The sequence below is a fragment of the Pseudomonas grimontii genome (assembly GCF_007858185.1).
GTDB lineage: Bacteria > Pseudomonadota > Gammaproteobacteria > Pseudomonadales > Pseudomonadaceae > Aquipseudomonas > Aquipseudomonas grimontii.
In genome coordinates this window covers 126,663-151,687 of record NZ_VFES01000001.1, presented here as the reverse complement: position 1 = coordinate 151,687, position 25,025 = coordinate 126,663, and the positions used below count along the sequence as shown (strand labels likewise).

The following is a 25,025-nucleotide window of genomic DNA, read 5'->3' as shown; positions in this document are numbered from 1 at the left end:
AGCCTCGCCAAGGCTCGGCAGCGGCTACTGGAGGTCAGATTAGAAATATGTGAGAAGTGATACAGCGTTCTACAGCCCTTCCCGTCAGGTTGCGCATCAGCCTGGCGGGAGGGGCTTTCTTTTGGCTGGAACCTACGTCTGGCTGTCACCATCATCGTCGTCCGGGTCGTCGCTGTCCGGGTCGTTGGTGGTGTCATCGTCGTCCTTACTGCCGCCCTGGTCCTGATCACCCGGCTCGGCCTCGGACTTGGCCAATTGCAGGGGCTTGCCCTGCTCGCTCTGCACCGCCGACAAGCCCGCCTGGCTCTGCACCGGGTTATGCGCCCAGGCCGCCGACATGCCCAACGACATCAGCACCAGCACTTTTATCAACAGCACTACTCGCTGAAAAATACTCATGGTCGATTTCCGTCCCGTCAGTAGGTGAGTCCCGCACGACAGCGATTTACCATCGCCAGCCTTTGAAGCTAGTTGGGATACAGGGTTTGCGCCAGCTGTCAGGTATCCCCATCGTCATAGGTTTCGCTGTCTTCCCCTTCGTTGTAGGGGTTTTCTGCATCTTCCTTGGGCGCGGGCTGGGCCTGGGGTTGCCAGCTGCCGGAGTTGACCTCGTTCTGCTTTTTCTTGGTGACCGGGCCGGTGTCTTTCCACTGCGGCGCTCCTGCGCCCGCCAGGGCCGGAAGGGCCGTAAGCCCCAGGGCAGCCAGCAACACCAGGGGAATGGCGCGTTGAGCATTTCGCACGGTGGTCTCCTTTGCAGTTGGTGGGTAAACGCTAGACCCGATGCCGGATTCTCGCCAATCCCATGCCTGGTGGAGACCAAAAATGTGGGAGGGGGCTTGCCCCCGATAGCGTAGTGTCAGCCCCCAAGGTACTGGCTGACACACTGCTATTGGGGGCAAGCCCCCTCCCACATTTTGTTTTGCGGCGCTCGGACCTTAGTGGTGCTCGCGGGTCGCGCGGAATTTCACATCCGGCCAGCGCTCTTCCATCAACGCCAGGTTGACCCGGGTCGGCGCCAGGTAGGTCAGGTGACCGCCGCCATCGACCGCGAGGTTTTCCACGGCCTTGTTGGAGAACTCTTCCAGCTTCTTCTTATCGCTGCAATCGATCCAGCGCGCGGAGTACACGGTAATCGGCTCGTAGGAGCACTCGACCTTGTATTCCTCTTTCAGGCGGCTGGCGACCACATCGAACTGCAGCACGCCGACGGCGCCGAGGATGATGTCGTTACTGCGCTCGGGGAAGAAAACCTGGGTGGCGCCCTCTTCCGCCAGTTGCTGCAAGCCTTGGCGCAGTTGCTTGGATTTCAGCGGGTCACGCAGGCGCACGCGGCGGAACAGTTCCGGCGCGAAGTGCGGGATGCCGGTGAAGCCCAGCGCTTCGCCTTCGGTGAAGGTGTCGCCGATCTGGATGGTGCCGTGGTTGTGCAGGCCGATGATGTCGCCGGCGTAGGCTTCTTCGAGCTGTTCACGCTCGGAGGAGAAGAACGTCAGGGCGTCGCCGATGCGCACGTCCTTGCCGGTGCGCACGTGGCGCATCTTCATGCCTTTTTCGTATTTGCCGGAGCAGATGCGCATGAAGGCAATGCGGTCACGGTGCTTGGGGTCCATGTTCGCCTGGATCTTGAACACGAAGCCGGTGAATTTCTCCTCCACAGGCTCGACAGTACGCTCGTTGGCAACACGGGCCAGAGGCTTCGGTGCCCAGTCCACGACAGCGTCGAGCACGTGGTCGACGCCGAAGTTGCCCAATGCGGTCCCGAAGAACACCGGGGTCAGCTGGCCGTCGAGGAATTCCTGCTGGTTGAACTCGTGGCAGGCGCCCTGCACCAGTTCCAACTGGTCGACAAAGCGGTCGTACTCGTCACCCAGGTGGGCGCGGGCTTCGTCGGAATCGAGCTTCTCGATGATTTTCACATCGGTGCGTTCGTGACCGTGACCGGCGGTGTAGACAATGATGTAGTCATCGGCCAGGTGGTACACACCCTTGAAGTCGCGGTAGCAACCGATCGGCCAGGTAATCGGCGCGGCCTTGATCTTCAAGACGGCTTCGATTTCATCCAACAATTCGATCGGGTCGCGGATGTCGCGGTCGAGTTTGTTGATGAAGCTGACGATCGGCGTGTCGCGCAGGCGGCATACGTCCATCAGCGCGATGGTACGTGGCTCGACGCCCTTACCGCCGTCGAGGACCATCAGTGCCGAGTCCACCGCAGTCAGGGTACGGTAGGTATCTTCGGAGAAGTCTTCGTGACCCGGGGTGTCGAGCAGGTTGACCATGTGGTCGCGATACGGGAACTGCATGACCGACGTGGTAATGGAAATACCCCGTTGTTTTTCCATTTCCATCCAGTCGGAGGTGGCATGGCGGTCGGATTTGCGCGATTTCACCGTGCCGGCCACTGCGATCGCCTTGCCCATCAGCAGGAGCTTCTCGGTGATGGTGGTTTTACCGGCATCGGGGTGGGAAATAATGGCGAAAGTGCGGCGTTTCGCGACTTCGGCGGCCTGGTGGGTCATGGGAAATCGCCTGGCAGGTGAGTCAAAAAAGGGCGGCGAGTATAGCGCAAACCCAGGAGGCCGGACCACCGTTCAGCCTATTGGGGGTGGCTAAATGCTGCCAAGTATGGAACCTTTTAAAAGGTAGAGACGTCCACTCCCCTGCTACCGCACTCGTAACAGGGGCTGAAAAATCAGCAAGTTAGCCTGACGAGGCTGCGCTCATGGCTCGATTTGATACCGCGTTGCCGGTATTGGCGAGCTGCTTTTCGCGACTACATTCGCCGACAGCCAGGAATGGCATTGCCGCTCGGAAATGTGTTCGCCGACAAAAGAAAAAAGGAGTCCGCCTGTGGCTATTCGCTATGGCAAAGGGCTGATAGGAGGAGTGGTTGTCGTCGCTCTCCTGGCCCTGCTGGTCCACTGGATCGGCATCAACACGATCGAACTGTACCGCGACGATTTGTTGTTTTACCTGCAAGCTCATTTGATCCTTGTTCTAGTCTCCATGCTGGCGGCCCTGATTGTGGGCATCCCCGCCGGTATCCTGCTCAGCCGACCGAACATGGTCGGGCGTGCAGAACGCTTCATGCAGATCTTCAACATCGGCAACACCGTCCCGCCCCTGGCCGTACTGGCCATCGCCCTCGGCGTCCTCGGCATCGGCAGTGGCCCGGCCATCTTCGCGCTGTTCCTCGCCTCCTTGTTGCCCATCGTGCGCAACACCTACGAAGGCCTCAAAAACGTTCAAGGCTCGCTGAAAGAAGCCGCCACCGGCATCGGCATGACCCCGCGCCAGGTGCTGTTTCGCGTCGAATTGCCCAACGCCGTGCCGATCATCATCGGCGGCGTGCGCGTGGCCCTGGCGATCAACGTCGGTACCGCACCACTGGCGTTTCTGATTGGTGCCAACAGCCTGGGCAGCCTGATTTTCCCCGGCATCGCCCTGAACAATCAGCCGCAACTGCTGCTCGGCGCCGCGTGCACCGCGTTGCTGGCGTTGCTGCTCGACGGTCTGGTGACCATGGCCAGCCGCCTCTGGCTGGAACGCGGGTTGCGTCCGTCTTAAGGCTTGGCAAAGGAAATCACATGAAAAGACTGACCCTGATATTGAGCTGCGTCCTACTGTTTGCAGGTATTGCGCAAGCCGCTGAAAAACCCGTGATCCGCATCGGCGCCAGGGTGTTCACCGAACAGACCCTGCTGGCCGAAATCACCTCCCAGTACCTGCGCACCAAGGGCTACGACGCCCGCGTGACCGGCGGCCTGGGCAGCAACCTGGCGCGCAGTGCCCAGGAAAGCGGGCAACTGGACCTGATCTGGGAATACACCGGCGTGTCGCTGGTGGCCTACAACCATGTGGACGAGAAGCTCGACAGCGAACAGTCCTACGCCCGGGTTAAAGAGCTCGACGCGAAAAAAGGCCTGGCCTGGCTGTCGCCGTCGAAATTCAGCAACACCTACGCCCTGGCATTGCCGGAAAACGTGGCCAAGGAATTCCCGCAGATCAACACCATCAGCGACCTGACCCAAGCCCTTGCCGAGAAAACCAAAGGCACGCGCCTGGTGGCCCTGGACACCGAGTTCGCCAACCGTTCCGACGGCATGGGCGGCATGGTCAAGCTGTACGACATGAACCTGACGCGTAAAAACACCCGGCAGATGGACGCCGGCCTGGTCTACACCGCGTTGCGTAACGGCCAGGTGTTTGCCGGTCTGGTCTACACCACCGATGGTCGCCTGAACGCGTTCAAATTGAAGCTGCTGGAAGACGACAAGCACTACTTCCCGGACTACACCGCCGCCCCGGTGATTCGCCAGCAATACCTCGACCAGCACCCTCAACTGGCCGCCGAGCTCAAGCCATTGGCCGAACTGTTCAACGACGCAACCATGCGCGAGTTGAATGCACGGGTCGACGTCGAGCATGAAAGCCCATCCGCTGTTGCCGCCGATTTCCTGCGCCAACATCCGATCAACTAAGAAGGAGAAGACATGGAATTCCTGAACGCCTTTTCCCATCTTGATTGGGCCCAGGTCCTGCACCTGACCTGGCAGCACATCACCCTGGTCGGTATCGCGGTGATCCTGGCGATTGTCGTCGGCGTGCCCCTCGGCGTGCTGATGACCCGCTTCCCAACCCTCGCCGGCCCCTTGCAAGCCAGCGCCACGGTGCTGCTGACCGTGCCGTCCATCGCGCTGTTCGGCCTGCTGCTGCCGTTCTACTCCAAGTTCGGCCAGGGCCTGGGGCCGATGCCGGCGATCACCGCCGTGTTCCTCTATTCACTGCTGCCGATCATGCGTAACACCTACCTGGCCCTCACCGGGGTTGAACCGGGTATTCGCGAAGCCGCCAAAGGCATCGGCATGACCTTCGGCCAGCGCCTGCGCATGGTCGAACTGCCCATCGCCGTGCCGGTGATCCTCGCCGGTGTGCGTACCGCCGTGGTGATGAACATCGGCGTCATGACCATCGCCGCTACCATCGGTGCCGGTGGCCTGGGTGTACTTATTCTGGCTTCCATCAGCCGCAGCGACATGTCGATGCTGATCGTTGGCGCCGTGCTGGTCAGTCTCCTGGCCATCTTCGCCGACCTGCTTCTGCAATGGCTGCAACGCTCGCTGACTCCAAAAGGACTGCTCAAATGATCGAACTTCAAAACCTGACCAAGACTTTTCAAAGCAACGGCAAAACTGTTTCGGCCGTGAACGACGTAAGCCTGACCGTCAACGAAGGCGAGATTTGCGTATTCCTCGGCCCTTCGGGTTGCGGCAAGAGCACCACGCTGAAAATGATCAACCGCCTGATCAAGCCGACCTCGGGCAAGATCCTGATCAACGGCGAAGACACCACCGACCTCGACGAAGTGACCCTGCGTCGCAACATCGGCTACGTGATCCAGCAGATCGGCCTGTTCCCGAACATGACCATCGAGGAAAACATCGTGGTCGTGCCCAAGCTGCTCGGTTGGGACAAACAGAAATGCCACGACCGCGCCCGTGAGTTGATGAGCATGATCAAGCTGGAACCCAAGCAGTACCTGCATCGCTACCCGCGTGAACTGTCGGGCGGCCAGCAACAGCGCATCGGCGTGATCCGCGCACTGGCGGCCGATGCACCGCTGCTGCTGATGGATGAGCCGTTCGGCGCGGTCGACCCGATCAACCGCGAGATGATCCAGAACGAATTCTTCGAGATGCAGCGCGCGTTGAACAAGACCGTGATCATGGTCAGCCACGACATCGACGAAGCCATCAAGCTGGGTGACAAGATCGCCATCTTCCGCGCCGGCAAGCTGCTGCAGATCGACCATCCAGACACCCTGCTGGCGCATCCGGCCGATGAGTTCGTCAGCAACTTCGTGGGCCAGGACAGCACCCTCAAGCGCCTGCTGCTGGTGAAGGCTGAGGATGCGGCGGACAACGCCCCGTCGGTGAGCCCGGAAACCCCGGTGGCCGAGGCCCTGGAGTTGATGGACGAAACCGACCGCCGCTATGTGGTGGTCACCTGTGCGGAGAACAAGGCGCTGGGTTATGTCCGGCGTCGCGACCTGCACCGTCAGGCCGGCACCTGCGGCCAGTACCTGCGCGAGTTCAACGCCACGGCGGCGTACGACGAGCATTTGCGCATCCTGCTGTCGCGCATGTACGAGTTCAATCGCTCGTGGCTGCCGGTAATGGACGCGGAGCGGGTGTTCCTGGGTGAAGTGACCCAGGAGTCGATTGCCGAGTACCTGAGTTCCGGTAAGTCCCGTGGGGGCAAGACCAGTATTGTCTCCCCTGCCGAGACCGCCCTGGCCTGACACAACGCGGTAAAAAATGTGGGAGGGGGCTTGCTCCCGATGGCGGTGTGTCAGTCACTTCATCTGTCACTGATCCACCGCTATCGGGAGCAAGCCCCCTCCCACATTTCCCCTTCGGTGAGTCAGGGAAATCGCCTCGATTACCACTCAGCGGGGAACATCATTCCGTCACACGTGTCGGTTACATAAGTAGCTGCACGCGGTCCCGCGACGAACGCGTGCAAAAACGCGACATTTTTAGTTGATCTATAGCCCCTCACGTCCTAAAGTTCGCGCCGAACGTCCATGCTGGAAACGATCCATCCGGCTCAAGTACTGACGACGAGACAGCAAGGCCAAGGGAAGCGGTTGTTCCCATGGCCTTTTTGCTTTCGGCGACATGCCTTGGGAAGTAGGCGAACCAAAGTGGGGATACGGAGGACGTTCATTTGCACCCATTGATCAATTTAGTTTGCCCTTAGGAGTTCCCAGCATGTCGATCAACGTCGAAGATTATTTCGCGCGCGCCACTTTTGACAAAATGAAGGCGTTCGCCGACAAGCAAGAAACCCCGTTCGTGGTGATCGACACCGCGATGATCAGCCAGGCCTACGATGACCTGCGCGCTGGTTTCGAATTCGCCAAGGTGTATTACGCGGTCAAGGCCAACCCTGCCGTCGAGATCATCGACCTGTTGAAAGACAAGGGTTCGAGCTTCGACATCGCCTCGATCTATGAGCTGGACAAGGTCATGGACCGCGGCGTCAGCGCCGACCGTATCAGCTACGGCAACACCATCAAGAAATCCAAGGACATCCGCTACTTCTACGAGAAGGGCGTGCGCCTGTTCTCCACCGACTCCGAAGCCGACCTGCGCAACATCGCCAAGGCCGCTCCGGGTTCGAAAGTGTATGTGCGTATCCTCACCGAAGGCTCGACCACCGCAGACTGGCCTTTGTCGCGCAAGTTCGGATGCCAGACCGACATGGCCATGGACCTGCTGATCCTCGCTCGTGACCTGGGCCTGGTGCCGTACGGCATTTCGTTCCACGTTGGCTCGCAGCAACGCGACATCAGCGTGTGGGACGCGGCAATCGCCAAGGTCAAAGTGATCTTCGAACGCCTGAAGGAAGAAGACGGCATCCACCTCAAGCTGATCAACATGGGCGGTGGCTTCCCGGCCAACTACATCACCCGTACCAATAGCCTGGAAACCTACGCCGAAGAGATCATCCGTTTCCTCAAGGAAGACTTCGGCGATGACCTGCCGGAAATCATCCTGGAGCCGGGCCGTTCGTTGATCGCCAACGCCGGTATCCTGGTCAGTGAAGTGGTATTGGTTGCACGTAAATCCCGTACTGCCGTCGAGCGTTGGGTGTACACGGATGTGGGCAAGTTCTCCGGCCTGATCGAAACCATGGACGAAGCGATCAAGTTCCCGATCTGGACCGAGAAGAAAGGCGAGATGGAAGAAGTGGTCATCGCCGGCCCGACCTGCGACAGCGCCGACATCATGTACGAAAACTACAAGTATGGCCTGCCGCTGAACCTGGCGATCGGTGATCGTTTGTACTGGTTGTCGACCGGTGCGTACACCACCAGCTACAGCGCGATTGAGTTCAATGGCTTTCCGCCGTTGAAGTCGTTCTACGTATAACCGTATCGCCAAGCCTTAAGCTGCAAGAAAAAGCCCACGCCCTGTCGTGGGCTTTTTTGTGTTTAAAAAGAATGTTTCTCGATAACTCACGGCATAATGCGCGCCTTGGCATTTACATCCAGACAGACGAGGCAGTCCGACGTGTTGAAGAAAACCCTGTTCCAGTTGCACTGGTTCTTCGGCATCACTGCCGGGCTGGTGCTGGCCCTGATGGGGATCACCGGGGCCGCGGTCTCGTTTCAGGATGAGATCCTGCAGGCGCTCAACCCGAACGTATTGAGCGTGGAGAAACGCGAAGCCGGCGTGCTGCCGCCCGCCGAACTGGTGCGCAAGCTGGAAGCCACCGAAGGCAAGACCGTGTCCATGCTGTGGGTGGAGAGCGAAAGCGGCAACGCCGCCCGTGTATTTTTCACCCCACCGCCGGGTGAGCGCCGTGGCCAGATGCGCTACTTCGACCCCTACACCGGCGACTACATGGGCGACGCGGTCGGCCAGGATGTGCTCGGCTTTATCCTGCAACTGCACCGTTTCCTGGCCATGGGCGAAACCGGCCGGCAGATCACTGGCGCCTGTACGTTGATCCTGGTGTTCTTCTGCCTGTCCGGCCTGTACCTGCGCTGGCCGCGCCAGGTCGCAAGCTGGCGTGCCTGGCTGACGCTGGACTGGCGCAAAAAGGGCCGCAGCTTCAACTGGGATTTGCACTCGGTGTTCGGCACCTGGTGCCTGCTGGCCTACCTGCTGGCGGCACTGACCGGGCTGTCGTGGTCCTACGACTGGTACAGCCAGGGCCTGACCAAACTGCTGTCCGACGCGCCGCAAAATGAACGGATGCGCAAGCGCGGCCCGCCGCCCGAAGGCCCGGCACCGGTGGCCAACTACGACGCGATCTGGAGCAGCATCTACAGCAATGCCGGCCCAGGCTTGAGTGCCTATAACATCCGCATGCCCGCCGTCGCCGGGCAACCCGCCATCGTCTATTACCTGCTGAAAGACTCATCCCATGACCGCGCACTGAACCAGATCAACCTGGACCCGGCCACCGGTGAGGTCAAATCCCATGACCAATACGCCAGCAAAACCTTTAAGTCGCAGTTACTGACCAGCATCTATGCGCTGCACACCGGCAGTTATTTCGGCCTGGCGGGGCGCATTATCCTCACCGTCAGCTCGCTGCTCATGCCGCTGTTTTTCATCACCGGCTGGCTGCTGTACCTGGACCGTCGCCGCAAAAAACGTCAGGTGCGCGATGCACGTAAAGGCCTGTACACCAACCACAGTGATGCCCCGGCCTGGCTGATCGGCTTTGCCAGCCAGAGCGGGTTTGCCGAGCAACTGGCCTGGCAGACCGCCGGGCAATTGCAGGCGGCCGGCCTGCCGGTGAAGGTGCAGCCCTTGGGCAGGGTCAGCCAGGACGATTTGCGCCAGTCGGAAAATGCCTTGTTCGTAGTCAGCACCTTCGGCGACGGCGAGGCGCCCGACAGTGCCCGAGGTTTCGAGCGCAGCGTGCTCGGCCAGGACCTGTCGCTCAAGGGCCTGAACTACTCGATCTTGGCCCTGGGTGATCGCCAGTACGAACACTTCTGTGGTTTTGCCCGGCGCCTGCATTTCTGGCTGACCCACCAAGGCGGTAGCCCACTGTTCGCCCCGGTGGAAGTAGACAGCGGCGACACTGACGCCCTGCTGCACTGGCAACAACAGCTTGGCCAACTGACCGGCCACGCGCCGGCGGCGGCCTGGCCGACCGCCCAGTATGAAAACTGGACACTGAGCCAGCGCACCCTGCTGAACCCTGGCAGCGCCAGCGCGGGCGTCTACCTGCTGGGCCTCACCTCACCATCGCCGCAACGTTGGCTGGCCGGTGACCTGGTGGAAATCCTGCCGCGCAATTGTCCCGGGGCCATCGAGCACTTCCTCGAAGGCCTGGGCCTGACCGGCGCCGACGGCGTGCTGGTCGACGGCCTCGCGCATACCCTCAACCAAGCCCTGGCGACCCGCCAACTGCCGGACAACCGCGCACATCTGGTGGGCCTGCATGCCCAAGCGCTGGTGAATGCGCTCGCGCCCCTGGGCATGCGCGAATACTCCATCGCCTCGATTGCCAGCGACGGCGTGTTGGAACTGATCGTGCGCCAGGAACGCCATCCGGATGGCAGCCTGGGCCTGGGCTCGGGATGGCTCACAGAACACGCGGCCATCGGCTCGAGCATCAGCCTGCGCCTGCGCCGCAACAGTGGCTTCCACCTGCCGGACGCGCCCATACCGCTGATTCTGCTCGGTAATGGCACCGGCCTGGCCGGCCTGCGCAGCTTGCTCAAGGCACGCATTGCCGATGGCCAGCAACGCAACTGGCTGCTGTTCGGCGAGCGCAACATCGCCCACGACTTCCTCTGCCAGGAAGAACTGCAAGGCTGGCTGGCCAGTGGTGATCTGGCGCTGCTGGACCTGGCATTTTCCCGGGATCAGGAGGAGAAAATCTACGTGCAGGATCGCCTGCGCGAATCCGCCGATGTACTGCGTAAATGGCTCGCGGACGGCGCGGCGATTTATGTGTGTGGGAGCTTGCAGGGGATGGCGGCGGGCGTAGACCAGGCGCTGCACGACATCCTCGGGAGTGAAGCGGTGGAGCGCTTGATCGAACAAGGTCGCTACCGCCGGGATGTCTACTGAGGCGATCCAATGTGGGAGGGGGCAAGCCCCCTCCCACACTTGGATTGCATTTCAAGTCAGGTGGGTTGCAGCTTCTGTTCGAATACCGAGACCCCATCCAGGTCGCGCAAAATAACGGTCAACTCCGCCGTCTGCCCATCAATCTGTACTTCGCCAAAAAACTGAAACCCGGCAAACGGTGAGGTGTTCTGCGCCGGTGGGGCCTTCTCGAACACCACCTCAGGGCCAAAGGTTTTATCCAGTGGGTTCGGGCCGAAGCTGCCCGCATTCAGAGGCCCGGCGACAAACTCCCAGAACGGCTCGAAATCCTGGAACGCCGCGCGATCCGGGTGGTAGTGATGGGCCGCACAGTAATGCACATCCGCCGTCAGCCACACATGGTTGCGCACCTTCTGCGCGCGCAGAAAGCCCAGTAATTCGGCGATTTCCAGCTCGCGGCCTTGCGCCGGGCCGGGGTCATTGTTGGCGATGGCTTCCCAACGCGCCACGCCGGGGCTGACTTCGCCGTCGGGCACGCCGAGGCCGATGGGCATGTCGGCGGCGATCACTTTCCACTGGGCCTGGGAGGCCTTGAGTTCGTGCTTGAGCCAGTCCAACTGTTCGCGGCCGAGGAAGGCTTTTTCGCCGCCCAGGTTGTCATCGTTGGGGCCGCGATAACTGCGCATGTCGAGCACGAATACATCCAGCAGCGGGCCATAGCTGAGCTTGCGATAAATCCGTCCGCCGCCGTCTGCGCTTTGCCGACGCATGGGTGAATATTCCAGCCAGGCCTGGCGTGCGCGGCCGACCAAGGTGTTGATGTCCTTGGTCTGGTAGCGCTCGTCGAGTTGTTTGCCGGGCGACCAGTTATTCACCACTTCGTGATCGTCCCACTGCCAGATCTGCGGCACTTCGGCATTGAAGCGGCGCACGTTTTCATCCAGCAGGTTGTAGCGGTAGTTGCCGCGATATTCGTCGAGGGTTTCGGCGACCTTACTCTTGGCGTCGGTGGTGATATTGCGCCAGATACGCCCGCCCTCGGTGGGCAATTGCGCGGGTACCGGGCCGTCGGCGTAGATGGTATCGCCGCTGTGGATGAAGAAGTCCGGCAGGCGCAGGCGCATGGCTTCATAGATACGCATGCCGCCAATGTCCGGGTTGATGCCAAAGCCCTGGCCGACGGTGTCGCCACTCCACACAAAACGGATATCGCGACGCTGTTGCGGCACGCTGCGCAGGTGACCGAACCACGGCTCGCTGGCGACACCAGTCTGGGCGTCTTCAAAGTGCACGCGGTAGAAAATCGCCTGGTCGGCAGGCAGCCCGGTGAGTTCGACGCGGGCGGTAAAATCGGTGCGGCTGTCGACCAGGGGCGAGACGAATTTACGCGGGTTGCTGAACATGCTGCGGGTGTCCCATTCCACCACCATTTTTGCCGGGCGGTCGCTGCGGCTCCAGATCATCGCGCGGTCGCCCAGCACATCGCCGGACTGCACGCCGTCGGTGAGTTGCGGCCGGTCTTTCACCGAGGCGATCACCGCCGGGGCCAGGCCCGGCAGCAACAGACCGGCGCCGACGGCTTGCATCACACGGCGACGGCCGAGATCGAAGTGGCTCATGGAGGGTCCCTTTTTCGGATCAAAAAGGCACTTAAGCACGCGTGCGTGAAAGACGTATGACACCTGCTCCGGGACGGGCTAGAGCAACCCGGCCGTTATGTTGACCGCCTTGATCTCATTGACGACGAACGCGGTGCACACATCCTTCACTCCGGGAAATCCGTTGATATGTTGCCTGGCAAACTCACTGAAAGCCGGCATGTCGGTGGCCAGGACGGTCAGCTGATAATCAAAAACACCGGAAATGCAGTGGCAGGCAATCACTTGTTCGAATGACGTCATGGAGACCTCGAAAGCCTGCATGTGAGCGGTATCCTTCTGATCCAGCGCCACCTGGACAAACGCCCTGACGCTGTACCCCAGCATTTTCGCATCGATACTCGCATGGTAGCCCCGCACCACGCCGGCCTCTTCAAGCCGTTTGACCCGTCGCCAACAGGGTGACGCACTCAACGACACCAACTCGGCAAGCTCCGCGCTGGAGAGCCTGGCGTTTTTCTGAAGAGCAGCCAATAACCGACGGTCCGTCGCATCCAGTTTTATTTTTGCCACCTCCGTTTCACCTCATCGACGCTGGATGCCGTGCTCCAGGGCATGAATGGAAGGCGACGTTATCGCACGATTGTTCAAGCCTACGGCACGCGTAAACATCCAGCAAAACATTGTCAGCCAAGGCAAAACAGGACGGCGACCAGCATCAGCAACAAGAGCGACGGGTTGTGCAGGATCCTCGCTACAACGGGCCGAGCCGGCGTTTTTTTGGAACGATCAGACATAGGTCAGCCAATGGGCATACTGTTCATCGACGCCCTGCACGGCACGAAAATACGCCTGCTGGATTGCATGGGTAACGGCACCTCGCGACCCTGCCCCGATTTTTCGCCCGTCGAGTTCGCGAATCGGGGTGACCTCTGCAGCGGTACCGGTGAAAAAAGCCTCGTCGCAGCAGTACACCTCGTCACGGGTAAGGCGCTTCTCCCGCACCTCGAAGCCCAGGTCCTGGGCGATCACCTTGACCGAGTCACGGGTAATACCATCCAGGCACGACGCCACATCGGGCGTGTAGATGATCCCATCCCGCACCACGAAGATATTCTCCCCTGCCCCCTCGCTGACATACCCCTCGGTATCCAGCAGCAACGCCTCATCAAACCCAAGAGATACGGCTTCCCGGTTGGCAAGGATCGAATTGACGTAATGGCCGCATGCTTTGGCGCGGACCATCGCGGCATTGACATGATGACGGGTAAACGACGAGGTTTTCACTCGGATCCCCCTCTCCATGCCCTCATCACCCAGGTAGGCACCCAAGGGCCATCCCGCCACCGCCACATGAATCCGGTTATTCGTTGCCGCGATACTCAGCACCTGCGAGCCGATCCAGGCCAAGGGGCGCAGGTAGCACGCGCCGTAGCCATTCGCACGAATCACGTGCCCGCATGCAGCACTCATCACCTCTTCATCAAAGGGCAGTTCCAACTGAAAGATCCTGGCGGAATTGAACAGGCGCCGGGTATGGGCTTCCAGGCGAAAAATGGCAGGGCCGCGCACCGTTTCATAGGCGCGCAGGCCTTCAAATACGCCCATTCCATAATGCAGGGTATGGGTAAGCACATGGACATTGGCATCGCGCCATTCGACCAATTGGCCATCCATCCAGATTTTTCCATCACGATCAGACATCGACATACGTGCATCTCCACAAACGGTGAACAGCCTCGCGAGGCTCATCGCGCATTATTTCTGAGAGGTGGAACCGAAAGCCTCGAGGGCACCGACTGCACCCTTGGCCAGCCAACCGGTATCGGAGTGCAATGCAATAAAGGTCACGCCCCGTTCACGGTAATGGCAGGCCTGCTCGACGCACGTCGCAAAGATCCCCACGGCCTTGGAGTATCTGCGGCCGGCCTCGAGCACCTGGTCGATCGCCTGCGTGACCGTGTGATGACCGGGTTGCCCGAGCAAGCCCATGCTCGCGCAAAGATCAGCGGTGCCGATGAACAGGCAATCCACGCCCTCGACCTGGGCGATGCTGTCGATATGCTCGACAGCGACGGCCGACTCGATCTGGATAATGGCGCAGGCCTGGCTGTTGGCTAATTCGACGTAGTGAGCGTCCAGCCCATACCGCCCGGCCCTGACCATCGCGGCAACGCCCCTGACCCCGCTTGGCGGGAAGCGCATGGAGGCCACGGCTGCCTGCGCCTGGGCTGCATTGTCGATGTTGGGAAACACCAGGGTCAGCGCCCCGCAATCCATCACACGCTTGACCTGGGCAGCGTCGTTGGTCGTCACCCGCACGGCGCCGGTGACCCTTGCGCCCTGCGCGTTGGCGGCGTCGATAGCACGCAATTGCGCGGCGACATCCTGGACATCGCCTGGACCGTGCTCCGTATCGATGACCAGCCAGTCAAACCCGCAGTGGGCAAGCAGCTCGGTGACCGCAGGGCTGGCAAGTGTCAGCCAGCACCCCACAGAGGGTATCGAATGCAAGAGGTGGTGTTTAATGGAATTGGGCATGGCAGGCTCCTGGCGTCGTAATGCGATGGGTATCGCAGGCCTATGGTAGGCAGACGCCAGGGGTACTTTTTTGCGCATTTTCCGAGCGTGAATGCCCGGCTACGAAATGGTCATTCCATTTCTCAGGCGTTCACCGCTCGGTTGTTCCAATCCGCTGAAAGCAGGTGCGAATGGATCAGGCTTTTACAGGGCTGACCGCCAGCTCGATGGCTTCCGGACGCTTGATCAGCGCGTACACCAGGCCCGTCAGCAGGCTACCGGCGACAATCGCCAGCAAGTACAGCAGCGCGTGGTTCATCGCGTTCGGAATGATCAACACAAACAGGCCGCCATGCGGGGCGGCAAGTTTGCAACCGAAGTACATCGACAACGCCCCTGTCAACGCGCCACCGGCGATGCTGGACGGGATCACGCGCAACGGGTCCTTGGCGGCAAACGGAATCGCGCCTTCGGAGATAAAGCACATGCCCAGAATCATCGCCGCCTTGCCGGCCTCGCGTTCAGTCTGGGCGAACTTGCGTCGCGCCAGGAACGTGGCGATGCCCATGCCGATCGGCGGCACCATGCCGGCCGCCATGGTCGCGGCCATCGGTGCGCCGCTCTGCGCCGCCAGCAAGCCGACGGAAAACGCATACGCCGCCTTGTTGATCGGCCCGCCCAGATCGACACACATCATGCCGCCCAACAAGATGCCCAGCAGCACCGCATTGGTGGTGCCCATGGTCGCGAGAAAATCGGTCAGGCCTGTGAGCATGCGCGCCACCGGCGGCCCCACCAGGTAAATCATCGCCAAGCCCGTGAACAGGCTCGCCAGCAACGGGATGATCAGGATCGGCTTGAGGGCCTCCAGGCTCTGCGGCAACTTCACCGCACGGGTGATCAGCTTGACGCAGTAGCCGGCGAGAAAACCGGCGAAGATGCCGCCGATAAAACCGGCTCCCAACGTGCCCGCCAACAGACCACCGATCATGCCGGGAGCAATCCCCGGGCGGTCGGCAATCGAGTAAGCGATGTAACCCGCCAGCAACGGCACCATCAGCATAAAGGCGCGGTCGCCGACGGTTTTCAGCGCAGCGGCCAGGGTGCCTTCCTGTTCAAACGCATGAATGCCAAACACGAACGACAAGGCGATCAGCAACCCGCCCGCCACCACCATCGGCAACATGAACGACACACCGGTCAGCAGGTGTTTGTAGACGCCGGTTTTTTCTTTCTTGGCCACGGTACCGCTGGCCGCACTTTCCACTGCGCCTTCGGCCAGGGCTTTGTTGAGGGTCGCCTCGGATTGCTTGAGCGCAATACCGGTGCCGCAACGGTAGATCTTCTTGCCGGCGAAGCGCTCGGTAGCGACTTCGATATCGGCCGCCAGCAGGACCACGTCGGCCTCGGCGATGGCCTCCGGGCTCAACGGCGTGCGCGCACCGACCGAGCCCTGGGTCTCGACCTGCAAGTCATAGCCCAGGCGCTTGGCCGTCTGCTGCAAGGCTTCGGCGGCCATGAAGGTATGCGCCACGCCGGTCGGGCAGGCGGTAATCGCGACGATACGCGGGGCATGCTTCGACGCAGCCGGTGCTTGGCTGGCGACATACTCCTGGGCCTCTTCAGCGCCCCGGCGCAACACCGCTTCGACATCCGCCAGCGCCTGGGCCGGTGTGCTCTGGAACACACGCTTGCCGACAAACCGCTGCATATCCACCGCGGTGCTGGTGACCAGCAACACCCATTCGGCATCGTCGATGGTGGCCTGGGACAACTGGCGCTCAGGGCGCTGCACATCCACCACCTCGACGCTGGTGCTCCAGCCCTGGCGCTGTGCGGCGGCGTCCAACAAGCGGGCGCACAGCACACTGGTGACCATGCCGTTCGGGCAGGCAGTAACAATGGCTAACTTCATGACAAACCCTCTTATTGTTCTGTCAGCGGGCGTACAGCGACGCCGCTTTCAAGACGCGCCAACTGCGCAGCGTCGCCGATGCCAAAACCGATCTGTGTCACCGCCATGGCGGCGATTGCCGTGGCGCGGCGCAGGGTGTGTTCCGGTGCCTCGCCACTGAGCAAGCCGTGGAGCATGCCGGCCAGCAACGAATCGCCGGCACCTACCGTACTGGCCACCGTCACCTTGGGCGGCGTGGCATGCAGGGTCGTAGCCCGGCTGTACCAGCTCACGCCCGCGGCACCGTCGGAGACGACCACATGTTCAACACCCTGCTGATGCAGTTGGCTGATGACGTTGGTGGCATTGCCCAGGGCATCGGCGAGCTCTTCGGTATTGGGTTTGATCAACCACGGGGCCGCCTTGAGACCGGCACGCAGCGCCTCGCCGCTGGTGTCCAGGGCGACTTTCAAGCCCAGACGCTTCAGGTGTTCCAACAGCCCCTGCAACCACTGCGGGCTGACGCCGCGCGGCAAGCTGCCAGCGACGACCACCGCATCGTGGCCCGGCGCACTGCGCGTCAATTGGTCGAGCAACGCTTGCTGCGCCTGCTCACTGACCAACGGCCCCGGCGCATTGATATCGGTGACCCGGCCGTCCTGCTCGGCAATCTTGATATTGCTGCGGGTTTCGCCGGGCACGCGGATAAACGCGTCGGCAAAACCACGTTGTGCGATCAGCGCCTCGAAGGCTTGGGGATTGTCCTCACCGAGAAAGCCGCCCACCGTCACTTGATGACCCAGGTCGGCCAAGACTTGCGCCACATTCACGCCTTTGCCGGCGGCATGGGTGAGCAGGGTTTCACTGCGGTTGACTTCACCCGGTTCCAGGCGCGCCAGGCGCACCGTCAGGTCCAACGCCGGGTTCAGCGTCAGGGTCAGAATCCTTGCCATCTACACGGCCTCCACAAGGGCACGCACTTCGGCGGGCGAGCCCACCACCAGTGCTTTTTGCGCCAGGCCCTGGGCCTCGCTCAGACTGAATTCACGCACCCGCGCCTTCACTTCGGGAATGCTGCGGGCCGACACGCTCAACTCATCCACACCCAGGCCGATCAGCACCGGCACCGCCAGCGGGTCTGCCGCCAGTTCGCCGCACACACCGACCCATTTGCCGTGGGCATGGGCCGCGCGCACGGTGATGTCGATCAGTTGCAGTACCGCCGGGTGCAGGCCATCGGCCTGGGCCGACAAGGTCGGGTGGCCACGGTCGATAGCCAGGGTGTACTGGGTCAGGTCGTTGGTGCCGACACTGAAGAAGTCCACTTCCTTGGCCAGCACCGGCGCGAGCAAGGCCGCCGACGGGATTTCGATCATGATGCCCAATTGCAGGTCGGCCACCGGGATTTCCAGGCGCAGGCGTTCGGTCATATCCCGCGCCGCACGCCACTCATCCACGCTGCCGACCATGGGGAACATGATGCGCAACGGGCGATTATCCGCCGAGCGCAACAGCGCGCGTAATTGCGCTTCCATGATCTGCGGGCGTTGCAGGGTCAGGCGAATACCGCGTACGCCGAGGAAGGGGTTTTCTTCCTCGGCAATCGGCCAATACGGCAGCGGTTTGTCGCCGCCCACATCGAGGGTGCGCACCACCAGCGGACGGCCCCCGAGGCCATCGAGGACGCGGCGGTATTCGGCTTCCTGGGTGGCTTCGTCCGGGGCTTGCGGGTGAGCCATGAAAATCAGTTCGGTGCGCAGCAAGCCGATGCCTTCGGCGCCCTGCTCCACCGCGCTGGCCACACCGGCGCTTTCGCCGATATTGGCGAACACTTCCACGGCGTGACCATCACGGGTCAGCGCCGGTTCGTGGCGCTGGGCCGAGGCGGCTTGCAAGCGTTGCTCACGGGTATCACGCTCAACGGTGGCGCGTTGCAGGGTGGCCGCGTCGGCGTCTACATGCAGGCGACCCCGCTGGCCATCCAGCAGCAACGGCGTACCGGCGGCCAGCAGCAACACCGCCGGGCCGGCGCCGACCAACGCCGGAATACCCAGGGCACGGGCGACGATGGCGCTGTGGGCCGTTGCGCCGCCACGGGCAGTGAGGATGCCGGCGACGCGGGCCGGGTCCAGGCGCGCGACGTCGGAAGGACCGACTTCGTCCATCACCAGGATGTAGGGTTCGCTCGGCTCCTGGGCGGTTTCGACGCCGCACAATTGCGCCAGCACCCGGCGACCGATGTCGCGCAAGTCGGCGGCGCGCTCGGCGAGCAAGGCATCCTGCAACGACTCCTGCTGCTTGGCGGCGGCTTCGATCACGCTCATCCACGCCGCTTGTGCGCTTTCACCTTGCTTGAGACGGGTGTCGACTTCATCGGTGAGTTCCGGGTCGTCGAGCATTTCCTGGTGGGTGATGAAAATCTCGCGGATGGCTTTGGATTGGCTGCGTTCGATCAGGCCCTGGATGTCCCGGCGTACATCGGCCAAGGCGTCCTGCAAGCGCTGGCGCTCAATGGCCGAGGACTCGCCGCGCAGGGGATAGTCGAACACCTGCTGGATCTGGATATGCGCAGGGCCTATGGCGATGCCAGGCGCGGCAGCGATGGCCTGGATCTGGCTGCCGGTCGGCGGTGCGCTGAGCACCGGAGCAATGTCGAGGGGTTCGGGCTGCGCGCTGACGGTCGGCAGTGGCTCGACCTCTTCGCCCAAGCCTTCCTCGACCGCCGCCAACAACGCGGGCAGCGCATCACCGGCAATGGTTGGCTCGGCGACAAACTCCAGCACCTGGCCACGCCGGGCGCCAAGGCTGAGCAACTTGCTCAGGCTCTTCACCGACACGGCGCCCACCGGGCCATCGACGATGCGCACACGGATGTCGCCGTCAAAACTTTTTGCCAATTGCGCGAGGATCTTCGCCGGCCGCGCGTGCAGGCCATGGGCGTTAGCCAGGGTGATGCGGGCGCTGGGCCAGTCAGGTGGCAGTTCGCCGCCGAGCACTTCGAGCACCGCGCGACTGCTGGTGGCGCGCCCCAATTCCTGGCCACGACCTTCAATCAACAAGGCGCACAAGCGTTCGAGCAAGGCCTGATGGGCTTCACCCAGGCTGGCCAGGCAGAACAGACCGTTAAGGGGCTGACCGAGGTAGCGCATGGGTTTGTCGGGGGTGACAAACGCCAGGCCCGGGCGCTTGACGGTCTGCTCGCTATGCAGCCACCACAGGCCATCACCCAGCGGCAGCGCATCGACCTGCTGCAACACGGCGGCAAACCCATTGCTCACACAATCGGCCTGGCGCAGCAGGCGTGCGCCTCTCCAGACCAGCTCTTCGAAGTCATCGGCAGACACGCCCAGGCTGATCATCTGCGCGTCCAGCGCCAGCTCCTGGGGTGCGCCTTGCAGCAGTTTCAGCAACGCTTCAGCCGTGCCGGCGCGGCGCAGCGCCTGGCCCAGGTCGGTTTCACCGAGGGCGCGGGTGAGCAGTTGCAGCAGGCGCAGGTGTTCATCGGATTTGGCGGCAATACCAATGGCCAGGTACACAATCTGCCCATCGCCCCAGTCCACCCCTTCGGGGAACTGCAACAGGCGCACACCGGTGGAAAACACTTGGTCGCGGGTTTCGGGGGTGCCGTGGGGGATGGCAATACCTTGGCCAAGAAACGTCGAGCCTTGGGCTTCACGGGCTTGCAAGCCGCTGAGATACCCCTCGGCGACCAGGCCATCGGCCACCAGTTTGTCTGCGAGCAGGTGCAGGGCGGCAGATTTATCCACAGCCACCTGGCCCATGGATATCTGCTCTACAGTGAGCTCAAGCATGCCGTTCTCCTAGTTAGTGCGATGGACGCACTAGGTATTGTTTTGAATAAAACAGTGTAAGGGCGTTCGAAAGTAACTGACTGAGCAGTCAATTGGCAGTAGGCACTCAGTCGCGAACGTCGTAAAAATACGCTGGCTGAAACGTTTAATCTAGAATTTAAGGCAGATTACGCGTTAATTGTGCATCCTTGAAGGACCACTCGGCATTTGAGCTGAGACAATAGTCGTGTGCAGGAATCGGTTACGATTGGACAAAATGTCGGGGCAAGCTCCAAAAAACAAGGAAATCCCGGTTTGAAACTCAGTGATATCGCGCGTCTCGCCGGTGTGTCCGTGACCACCGCCAGCTATGTCATCAATGGCAAAGCCGAACAGCAACGCATCAGCAACGCTACCGTCGAGCGGGTGCGTGCCGTGGTTGAAGCCCATGGCTTCACGCCCAACCCCCAGGCCGCCGGGCTGCGCAGCCGGCACACGCGCACCTTGGGCTTTATCCTGCCCGACCTGGAAAACCCCAGTTACGCACGGATCGCCAAGCTATTGGAACAAGGCGCGCGCGCGCGCGGCTATCAATTGCTGATTGCCAGTTCCGACGACGAGGCCGGCAGCGAGCGTCAATTGCTGCAACTGTTCCGCGCTCGCCGCTGCGATGCGTTGTTCGTGGCCAGCTGCCTGCCCGCCGGTGACGACAGCTACCGTGAGCTGCAAGCAAAGGGCTTGCCGGTGATCGCCATCGACCGGGTGATGGAGCCGGAACACTTCTGCTCGGTGGTCAGCGACGACCGTCAGGCCTGCCAGCAGCTGACCAGCAGCCTGCTGCAGCCCTTGCCCAAGCAGATCGTGCTGATCGGCGCGCGGCCCGAGCTGAGTATCAGCCAGGAGCGCGCCGCCGGTTTCCGTGAAGCGCTGCAAGGCTTCACTGGTGAGGTGATCGTCGAACACGGCGAAGCCTTCAGCCGTGACTGCGGCCGACAGTTGATGGTGCAACTTCTACATCAACTGGGGCACCTGCCTGACGCACTGGTGACCACTTCCTACGTGTTGCTGCAAGGCGTGTTCGACGCACTGCATGACTTCCCGCTCAAGTCGCGACCGCTGCGCCTGGGCACCTTTGGTGACACCCAGTTGCTGGACTTTCTACCGCTGCCGGTCAACGCAATGGCCCAGCAACATCAGCTGATTGCCGACACCGCCCTGCGCCTGGCCCTGGCAGCCATTGAAGAAGAGCAGTACCAACCGGGCGTGCACGCCATCGGCCGGACCTTCAAGCAGCGTATCCACGAGGCCTGAGCGTGGAGCTGATCGACACCCACACCCACCTGGATTTCCCGGAGTTCGACAGCGATCGCCGGGAAGTCCTCGCCCACAGCCGTGCATTAGACGTGCGGCGCATGGTGGTGTTGGGGGTGTATCAGCAGAATTGGCAGCGGCTGTGGGATCTGGTGCAGGCGGATGCGGGTTTGTTCGCAGCCTTTGGCCTGCACCCGGTGTATCTCGATGACCACAAGCCCACCGACCTGACGGAGTTGGGCGACTGGCTGACGCGCCTGCACGGCCATCGACAGCTCTGCGCGGTGGGTGAAATCGGCCTGGATTACTTTCTTGAACAACTGGATCGCGAGCGCCAGCAAAGCCTGTTCGAGGCCCAACTCAAATTGGCGGTGGACTTCCAACTACCGACGCTGCTGCACGTACGCCGTAGCCACGCTGCCGTAATCGCCACGCTCAAACGCATCCGCCTGCCACGGGGCGGTATCATCCACGCGTTTGCCGGCAGCCGGGAAGAAGCCCACGAATACATCAAGCTGGGGTTCAAGCTCGGCCTGGGCGGCGCAGCCACATGGCCCCAGGCCCTGCGTATGCACAAGGTGCTGGCACAACTGCCGCTGAGCGCGGTGGTGCTGGAAACCGACGCCCCCGACATGGCGCCGGCCATGTACCCGGGCCAGCGCAATAGCCCGGCGCACCTGCCGGCGATCTGCACCGCCCTGGCCGAGCGCATGGGCACCAGCCCTCTATTGCTGGCCGAGGCGAGTACACGCAATGCGTGCGAGCTGTTCAATTGGTAGTGCCGGGGTAACCGCTTGCAGGTTCAAGGTCATTCGCTGCCGATGACGGGCATAGCGCAACACCAGAAAATGCACCAGCAGCACCACCAGTGACACATTGAGTTGCCCGACCACACTGATCAGGCCCACCCACTCCGCCACCAGCGCCACGATCAACACCACGCAGGTCAGCACGGCCATGCTCGGGCGTACCAGTGCCCAGTGGTCCAGCGCCTTGAAATGGCGCAACTGCCGGGGGCAGTTCAACTCCAGGACGTGCTGGCAATACGGGCAATCAAAGGGTTCTTCGATGGCGATGGCATTCAACTGCCAAGGCTTGAGTTCAAACGTGATGTCGCAATGGGCGCAGTGCCCCTTGATGCCGACTGCAGTGGTCATCGTCGTGCCTCCCCTGGACCTGAATTGAGTGAAACAAATTTTCACTTATTCACGCGCGCAAAAAAGGCACTCCGGGAATTCAAGACAGGCACTACATCGATAGAAGACCAATCCTACGCCACTGTCTTACACACGAAAGGCCCCGATCAGTTGCTTCAATTCAATCACCTGGATCGATAGCTGCCGGCTCGCCGCTTCAGTCTGATGCGCACCTTGGGCAGCATGTTCGCCGGCACGATTGATTTCGACGATATTCTGGTCGATGTCGTGGGCCACGGCGGTCTGCTGCTCCACAGCCGTAGCGATCTGCTGATTCTGGTCGACGATCATGCCGACGGCACCGAGGATATTTTCCAGGGCCTGCTGGACCTTATCCGACTGCTCCACGGTACCGTTGGCCATTTCATGGCTGGTGCCCATGGCCTTCACGGCCGCTGCCACGCCACTGTGCAGGCGGCTGATCATTTGTTCGATTTCTTCGGTGGAATGCTGGGTACGCCGGGCCAGGGTTCTCACCTCGTCGGCCACCACGGCAAAGCCGCGCCCCTGCTCACCGGCCCGTGCGGCCTCGATGGCAGCATTGAGTGCCAGCAGGTTGGTTTGCTCGGCGATGCTTTTGATCACCTCCAGGACGCCGCTGATGGACTGGCTGTCGGTAGCTAACTGGTTGATCACCCTTACCGACTGGTCGATCTCAGAGGCCAGCCGCGCAATGCTGCCCTGCTGGGATTGCACCAAGCCGCGACCGTTGACGGTTTCATCGTTGACGCTGTGGGCACTGCTGACCGCCGCCGCGGCACTGCGCGCCACTTCCTGGGCGGTGGACGACATTTGGTTCATGGCCGTCGCCACCTGCTCAATCTGCATGCGCTGGCCTGAGACCGCCTCATTGCTCCGGGCCGAGACGGTTTCCACTTGGCCGGCCTGCAATTCGACCTGGCTGACGGTGTGCCCCACGCGCTCGATCAAATCATGGATCTTCGCCACGGTGCCGTTGAACACCTGGCCCAAATCGCCCAACTCATCGCGGCTGTGGGCGACAAAGGTAACGGTCATGTCGCCGGCAGCCACCTTGTCCATCATCGCCCCCAGGCGCCGCAACGTGGTGCGCGTAGACGCGTAGAACCCCGCATACAGATAGAAGATCAGCAAAAACACCGCCGTCAGCGCCGAGACCAGCAGCACCATGTGCGTACGGTTCTGCGCCAGGCGCTGCTCCAGCTGCTGCCCGAGAAACGTCAGGGTGGCGTCATCGAGCTGATAGGTGTGGTCCATCAATTGGCTGACGCTGTCATAGAAACCCTGCCAGGGTGCGTCAAGGGTTTCGGCCATCACCACCTGTTCTTCAAACAGCTCACTGCCCTGCTTGAGGCTGGCATTGCTGGCCTTGGCCGGGCTGTCGAGTGCCGCGTGAGCGGCTTTGCTGGCGCCCAGGGCGTCCTGCAATTTCAAGCCGTATTCGGCCTGGAGCTTTTCCAACTGTTGCAGCAGTTCGTCGAAGCGGGTACTGGAAGATGAATTGAGAAAACCCTGGCCAAGGGAATAGGCGCCCATCGCCCGGCCCTCCCCCAAGATCTGGGTGACTTGCGGGGTGACGCTGGTGATCAGTTCGCTGAGCTGGCGCAAGTCACTCTGGGGGTCGCGGCTCAAGCCGGACTGGCTGGCAATGATCTGGCTGAGCATCTGTGCCTTGTTGAGCAACTTGCCGATCAACGCACTTTTGCTTTGCAGCGAGCTTTCCTGTTGCTGGGCCTGGAAGGCCGCGATCAGTTCGTCGCGCTTACCTTCAAAGGCCGCGATTTGGTCAGGCTCGGTAGCCATCGGGTTGAGGCTTTGCAGACGGGCGAGCACGCTCTGCTCCAAGGCGCTGATCTTGCCCTCAAGGTCAGCAGCCTTCCCCGACTGGCCGAGGGTTGCGTTGATCTGCACCTGGTTATTGAGGGTTTCCAAGTCACGGCGCAGCACCAGGCTGCTGCCGAGCAAATCCAGGCTTTGCAGCTCGACACGGGTGCCCTGGAACTCGCGCCAGGAATCACGCACCAGGTAATAGTTGGTGGCCAGCATCGGCAGCAGGAACAGCACGCTGATCAGGCTGAACTTCATGCCGAAGCTAAGACGGTTCATCAGCGCGACGGCGGGATAGAGCAAGCTCTTCACAGGTGACCTCC

The 25,025-nt window shown here is 61.6% G+C and carries 20 protein-coding genes; 8 read left to right on the top strand and 12 right to left on the bottom strand.

Features of this window, described 5'->3' with window-relative positions; all coding sequences use genetic code 11:
• Nucleotides 1-132: 132 nt before the first annotated feature.
• The 3 genes from FIV39_RS00785 to FIV39_RS00775 all read right to left on the bottom strand — a co-directional run bounded on the left by FIV39_RS00785 (nt 133) and on the right by FIV39_RS00775 (nt 2,522).
• Nucleotides 133-399, bottom strand: a complete 267-nt coding sequence (locus tag FIV39_RS00785) for a hypothetical protein (protein WP_090409497.1) — start codon at nt 397-399, stop codon at nt 133-135.
• A gap of 98 nt (nt 400-497) precedes the next feature.
• Entirely contained in the window at nt 498-743 is a 246-nt protein-coding gene (locus FIV39_RS00780; RefSeq protein WP_090409499.1) for a hypothetical protein, read from the bottom strand.
• Between the two features lie 195 nt (nt 744-938).
• Nucleotides 939-2,522 carry a peptide chain release factor 3 gene (locus tag FIV39_RS00775; protein WP_090409501.1) on the bottom strand — a complete coding sequence of 528 codons (1,584 nt, stop codon included), beginning with the start codon at nt 2,520-2,522 and terminating at the stop codon, nt 939-941.
• A 331-nt stretch (nt 2,523-2,853) separates the two neighbouring features.
• Between FIV39_RS00775 and FIV39_RS00770 the strand changes: the two genes are divergently transcribed.
• From FIV39_RS00770 to FIV39_RS00745, 6 genes are all read left to right on the top strand, one after another.
• Nucleotides 2,854-3,570, top strand: coding sequence for an ABC transporter permease (locus FIV39_RS00770; protein ID WP_032886220.1), 717 nt, complete (start codon nt 2,854-2,856; stop codon nt 3,568-3,570).
• 20 nt (nt 3,571-3,590) lie between these two features.
• The gene (locus FIV39_RS00765; RefSeq protein WP_090409503.1) at nt 3,591-4,484 is read left to right on the top strand and encodes a glycine betaine ABC transporter substrate-binding protein; all 894 of its coding nucleotides are present in this window, start codon (nt 3,591-3,593) and stop codon (nt 4,482-4,484) included.
• Nucleotides 4,485-4,496: 12 nt separating this feature from the next.
• Nucleotides 4,497-5,150 carry an ABC transporter permease gene (locus FIV39_RS00760; RefSeq protein WP_027604864.1) on the top strand — a complete coding sequence of 218 codons (654 nt, stop codon included), beginning with the start codon at nt 4,497-4,499 and terminating at the stop codon, nt 5,148-5,150.
• A complete protein-coding gene (locus FIV39_RS00755; RefSeq protein ID WP_090409505.1) occupies nt 5,147-6,304 on the top strand; it encodes an osmoprotectant ABC transporter ATP-binding protein OsmV in 1,158 nt (385 codons plus the stop codon). Before FIV39_RS00760 ends, FIV39_RS00755 begins: the two co-directional genes overlap by 4 nt.
• Nucleotides 6,305-6,776: 472 nt before the next feature.
• Entirely contained in the window at nt 6,777-7,940 is a 1,164-nt protein-coding gene (locus FIV39_RS00750; RefSeq protein ID WP_090409507.1) for a type III PLP-dependent enzyme, read from the top strand.
• A gap of 141 nt (nt 7,941-8,081) precedes the next feature.
• The gene (locus tag FIV39_RS00745) at nt 8,082-10,607 is read left to right on the top strand and encodes a PepSY domain-containing protein (protein WP_146371461.1); all 2,526 of its coding nucleotides are present in this window, start codon (nt 8,082-8,084) and stop codon (nt 10,605-10,607) included.
• 56 nt (nt 10,608-10,663) lie between these two features.
• On the opposite strand, the gene FIV39_RS00740 is transcribed toward FIV39_RS00745, so the two are convergent.
• The 7 genes from FIV39_RS00740 to ptsP form a co-directional block, all read right to left on the bottom strand.
• Entirely contained in the window at nt 10,664-12,205 is a 1,542-nt protein-coding gene (locus FIV39_RS00740) for an alkaline phosphatase D family protein (RefSeq protein ID WP_090409511.1), read from the bottom strand.
• Nucleotides 12,206-12,283: 78 nt separating this feature from the next.
• Entirely contained in the window at nt 12,284-12,757 is a 474-nt protein-coding gene (locus FIV39_RS00735) for an Lrp/AsnC family transcriptional regulator (RefSeq protein ID WP_090409513.1), read from the bottom strand.
• 216 nt (nt 12,758-12,973) lie between these two features.
• On the bottom strand, nt 12,974-13,894 hold the full coding sequence (locus FIV39_RS00730) for a branched-chain amino acid transaminase (protein WP_090409515.1): 921 nt from the start codon (nt 13,892-13,894) through the stop codon (nt 12,974-12,976).
• A 48-nt stretch (nt 13,895-13,942) separates the two neighbouring features.
• Nucleotides 13,943-14,725 (bottom strand): HpcH/HpaI aldolase family protein, encoded by a 783-nt coding sequence (locus FIV39_RS00725; protein ID WP_090409518.1) that lies wholly within the window; start codon nt 14,723-14,725, stop codon nt 13,943-13,945.
• Between the two features lie 175 nt (nt 14,726-14,900).
• Nucleotides 14,901-16,619, bottom strand: a complete 1,719-nt coding sequence (locus FIV39_RS00720; RefSeq protein ID WP_090409520.1) for a PTS fructose-like transporter subunit IIB — start codon at nt 16,617-16,619, stop codon at nt 14,901-14,903.
• 11 nt (nt 16,620-16,630) lie between these two features.
• Nucleotides 16,631-17,551 carry a 1-phosphofructokinase gene (pfkB, locus tag FIV39_RS00715; protein WP_090409522.1) on the bottom strand — a complete coding sequence of 307 codons (921 nt, stop codon included), beginning with the start codon at nt 17,549-17,551 and terminating at the stop codon, nt 16,631-16,633.
• The gene (gene ptsP / locus FIV39_RS00710) at nt 17,552-20,410 is read right to left on the bottom strand and encodes a phosphoenolpyruvate--protein phosphotransferase (protein WP_090409524.1); all 2,859 of its coding nucleotides are present in this window, start codon (nt 20,408-20,410) and stop codon (nt 17,552-17,554) included.
• A gap of 294 nt (nt 20,411-20,704) precedes the next feature.
• Between ptsP and cra the strand changes: the two genes are divergently transcribed.
• Both cra and FIV39_RS00700 read left to right on the top strand, forming a co-directional pair.
• Nucleotides 20,705-21,700, top strand: a complete 996-nt coding sequence (gene cra, locus FIV39_RS00705; RefSeq protein WP_090409526.1) for a catabolite repressor/activator — start codon at nt 20,705-20,707, stop codon at nt 21,698-21,700.
• 2 nt (nt 21,701-21,702) lie between these two features.
• Entirely contained in the window at nt 21,703-22,479 is a 777-nt protein-coding gene (locus FIV39_RS00700) for a TatD family hydrolase (protein ID WP_090409527.1), read from the top strand.
• Here FIV39_RS00700 and FIV39_RS00695 read toward each other — a convergent pair.
• Complete coding sequence (locus tag FIV39_RS00695; RefSeq protein WP_090409529.1) at nt 22,426-22,857, bottom strand: hypothetical protein; 432 nt, start codon at nt 22,855-22,857, stop codon at nt 22,426-22,428. The two genes, FIV39_RS00700 and FIV39_RS00695, sit on opposite strands and share 54 nt — an antisense overlap.
• A gap of 126 nt (nt 22,858-22,983) precedes the next feature.
• A complete protein-coding gene (locus FIV39_RS34095; RefSeq protein WP_090409531.1) occupies nt 22,984-25,014 on the bottom strand; it encodes a methyl-accepting chemotaxis protein in 2,031 nt (676 codons plus the stop codon).
• Nucleotides 25,015-25,025 lie beyond the last annotated feature (11 nt).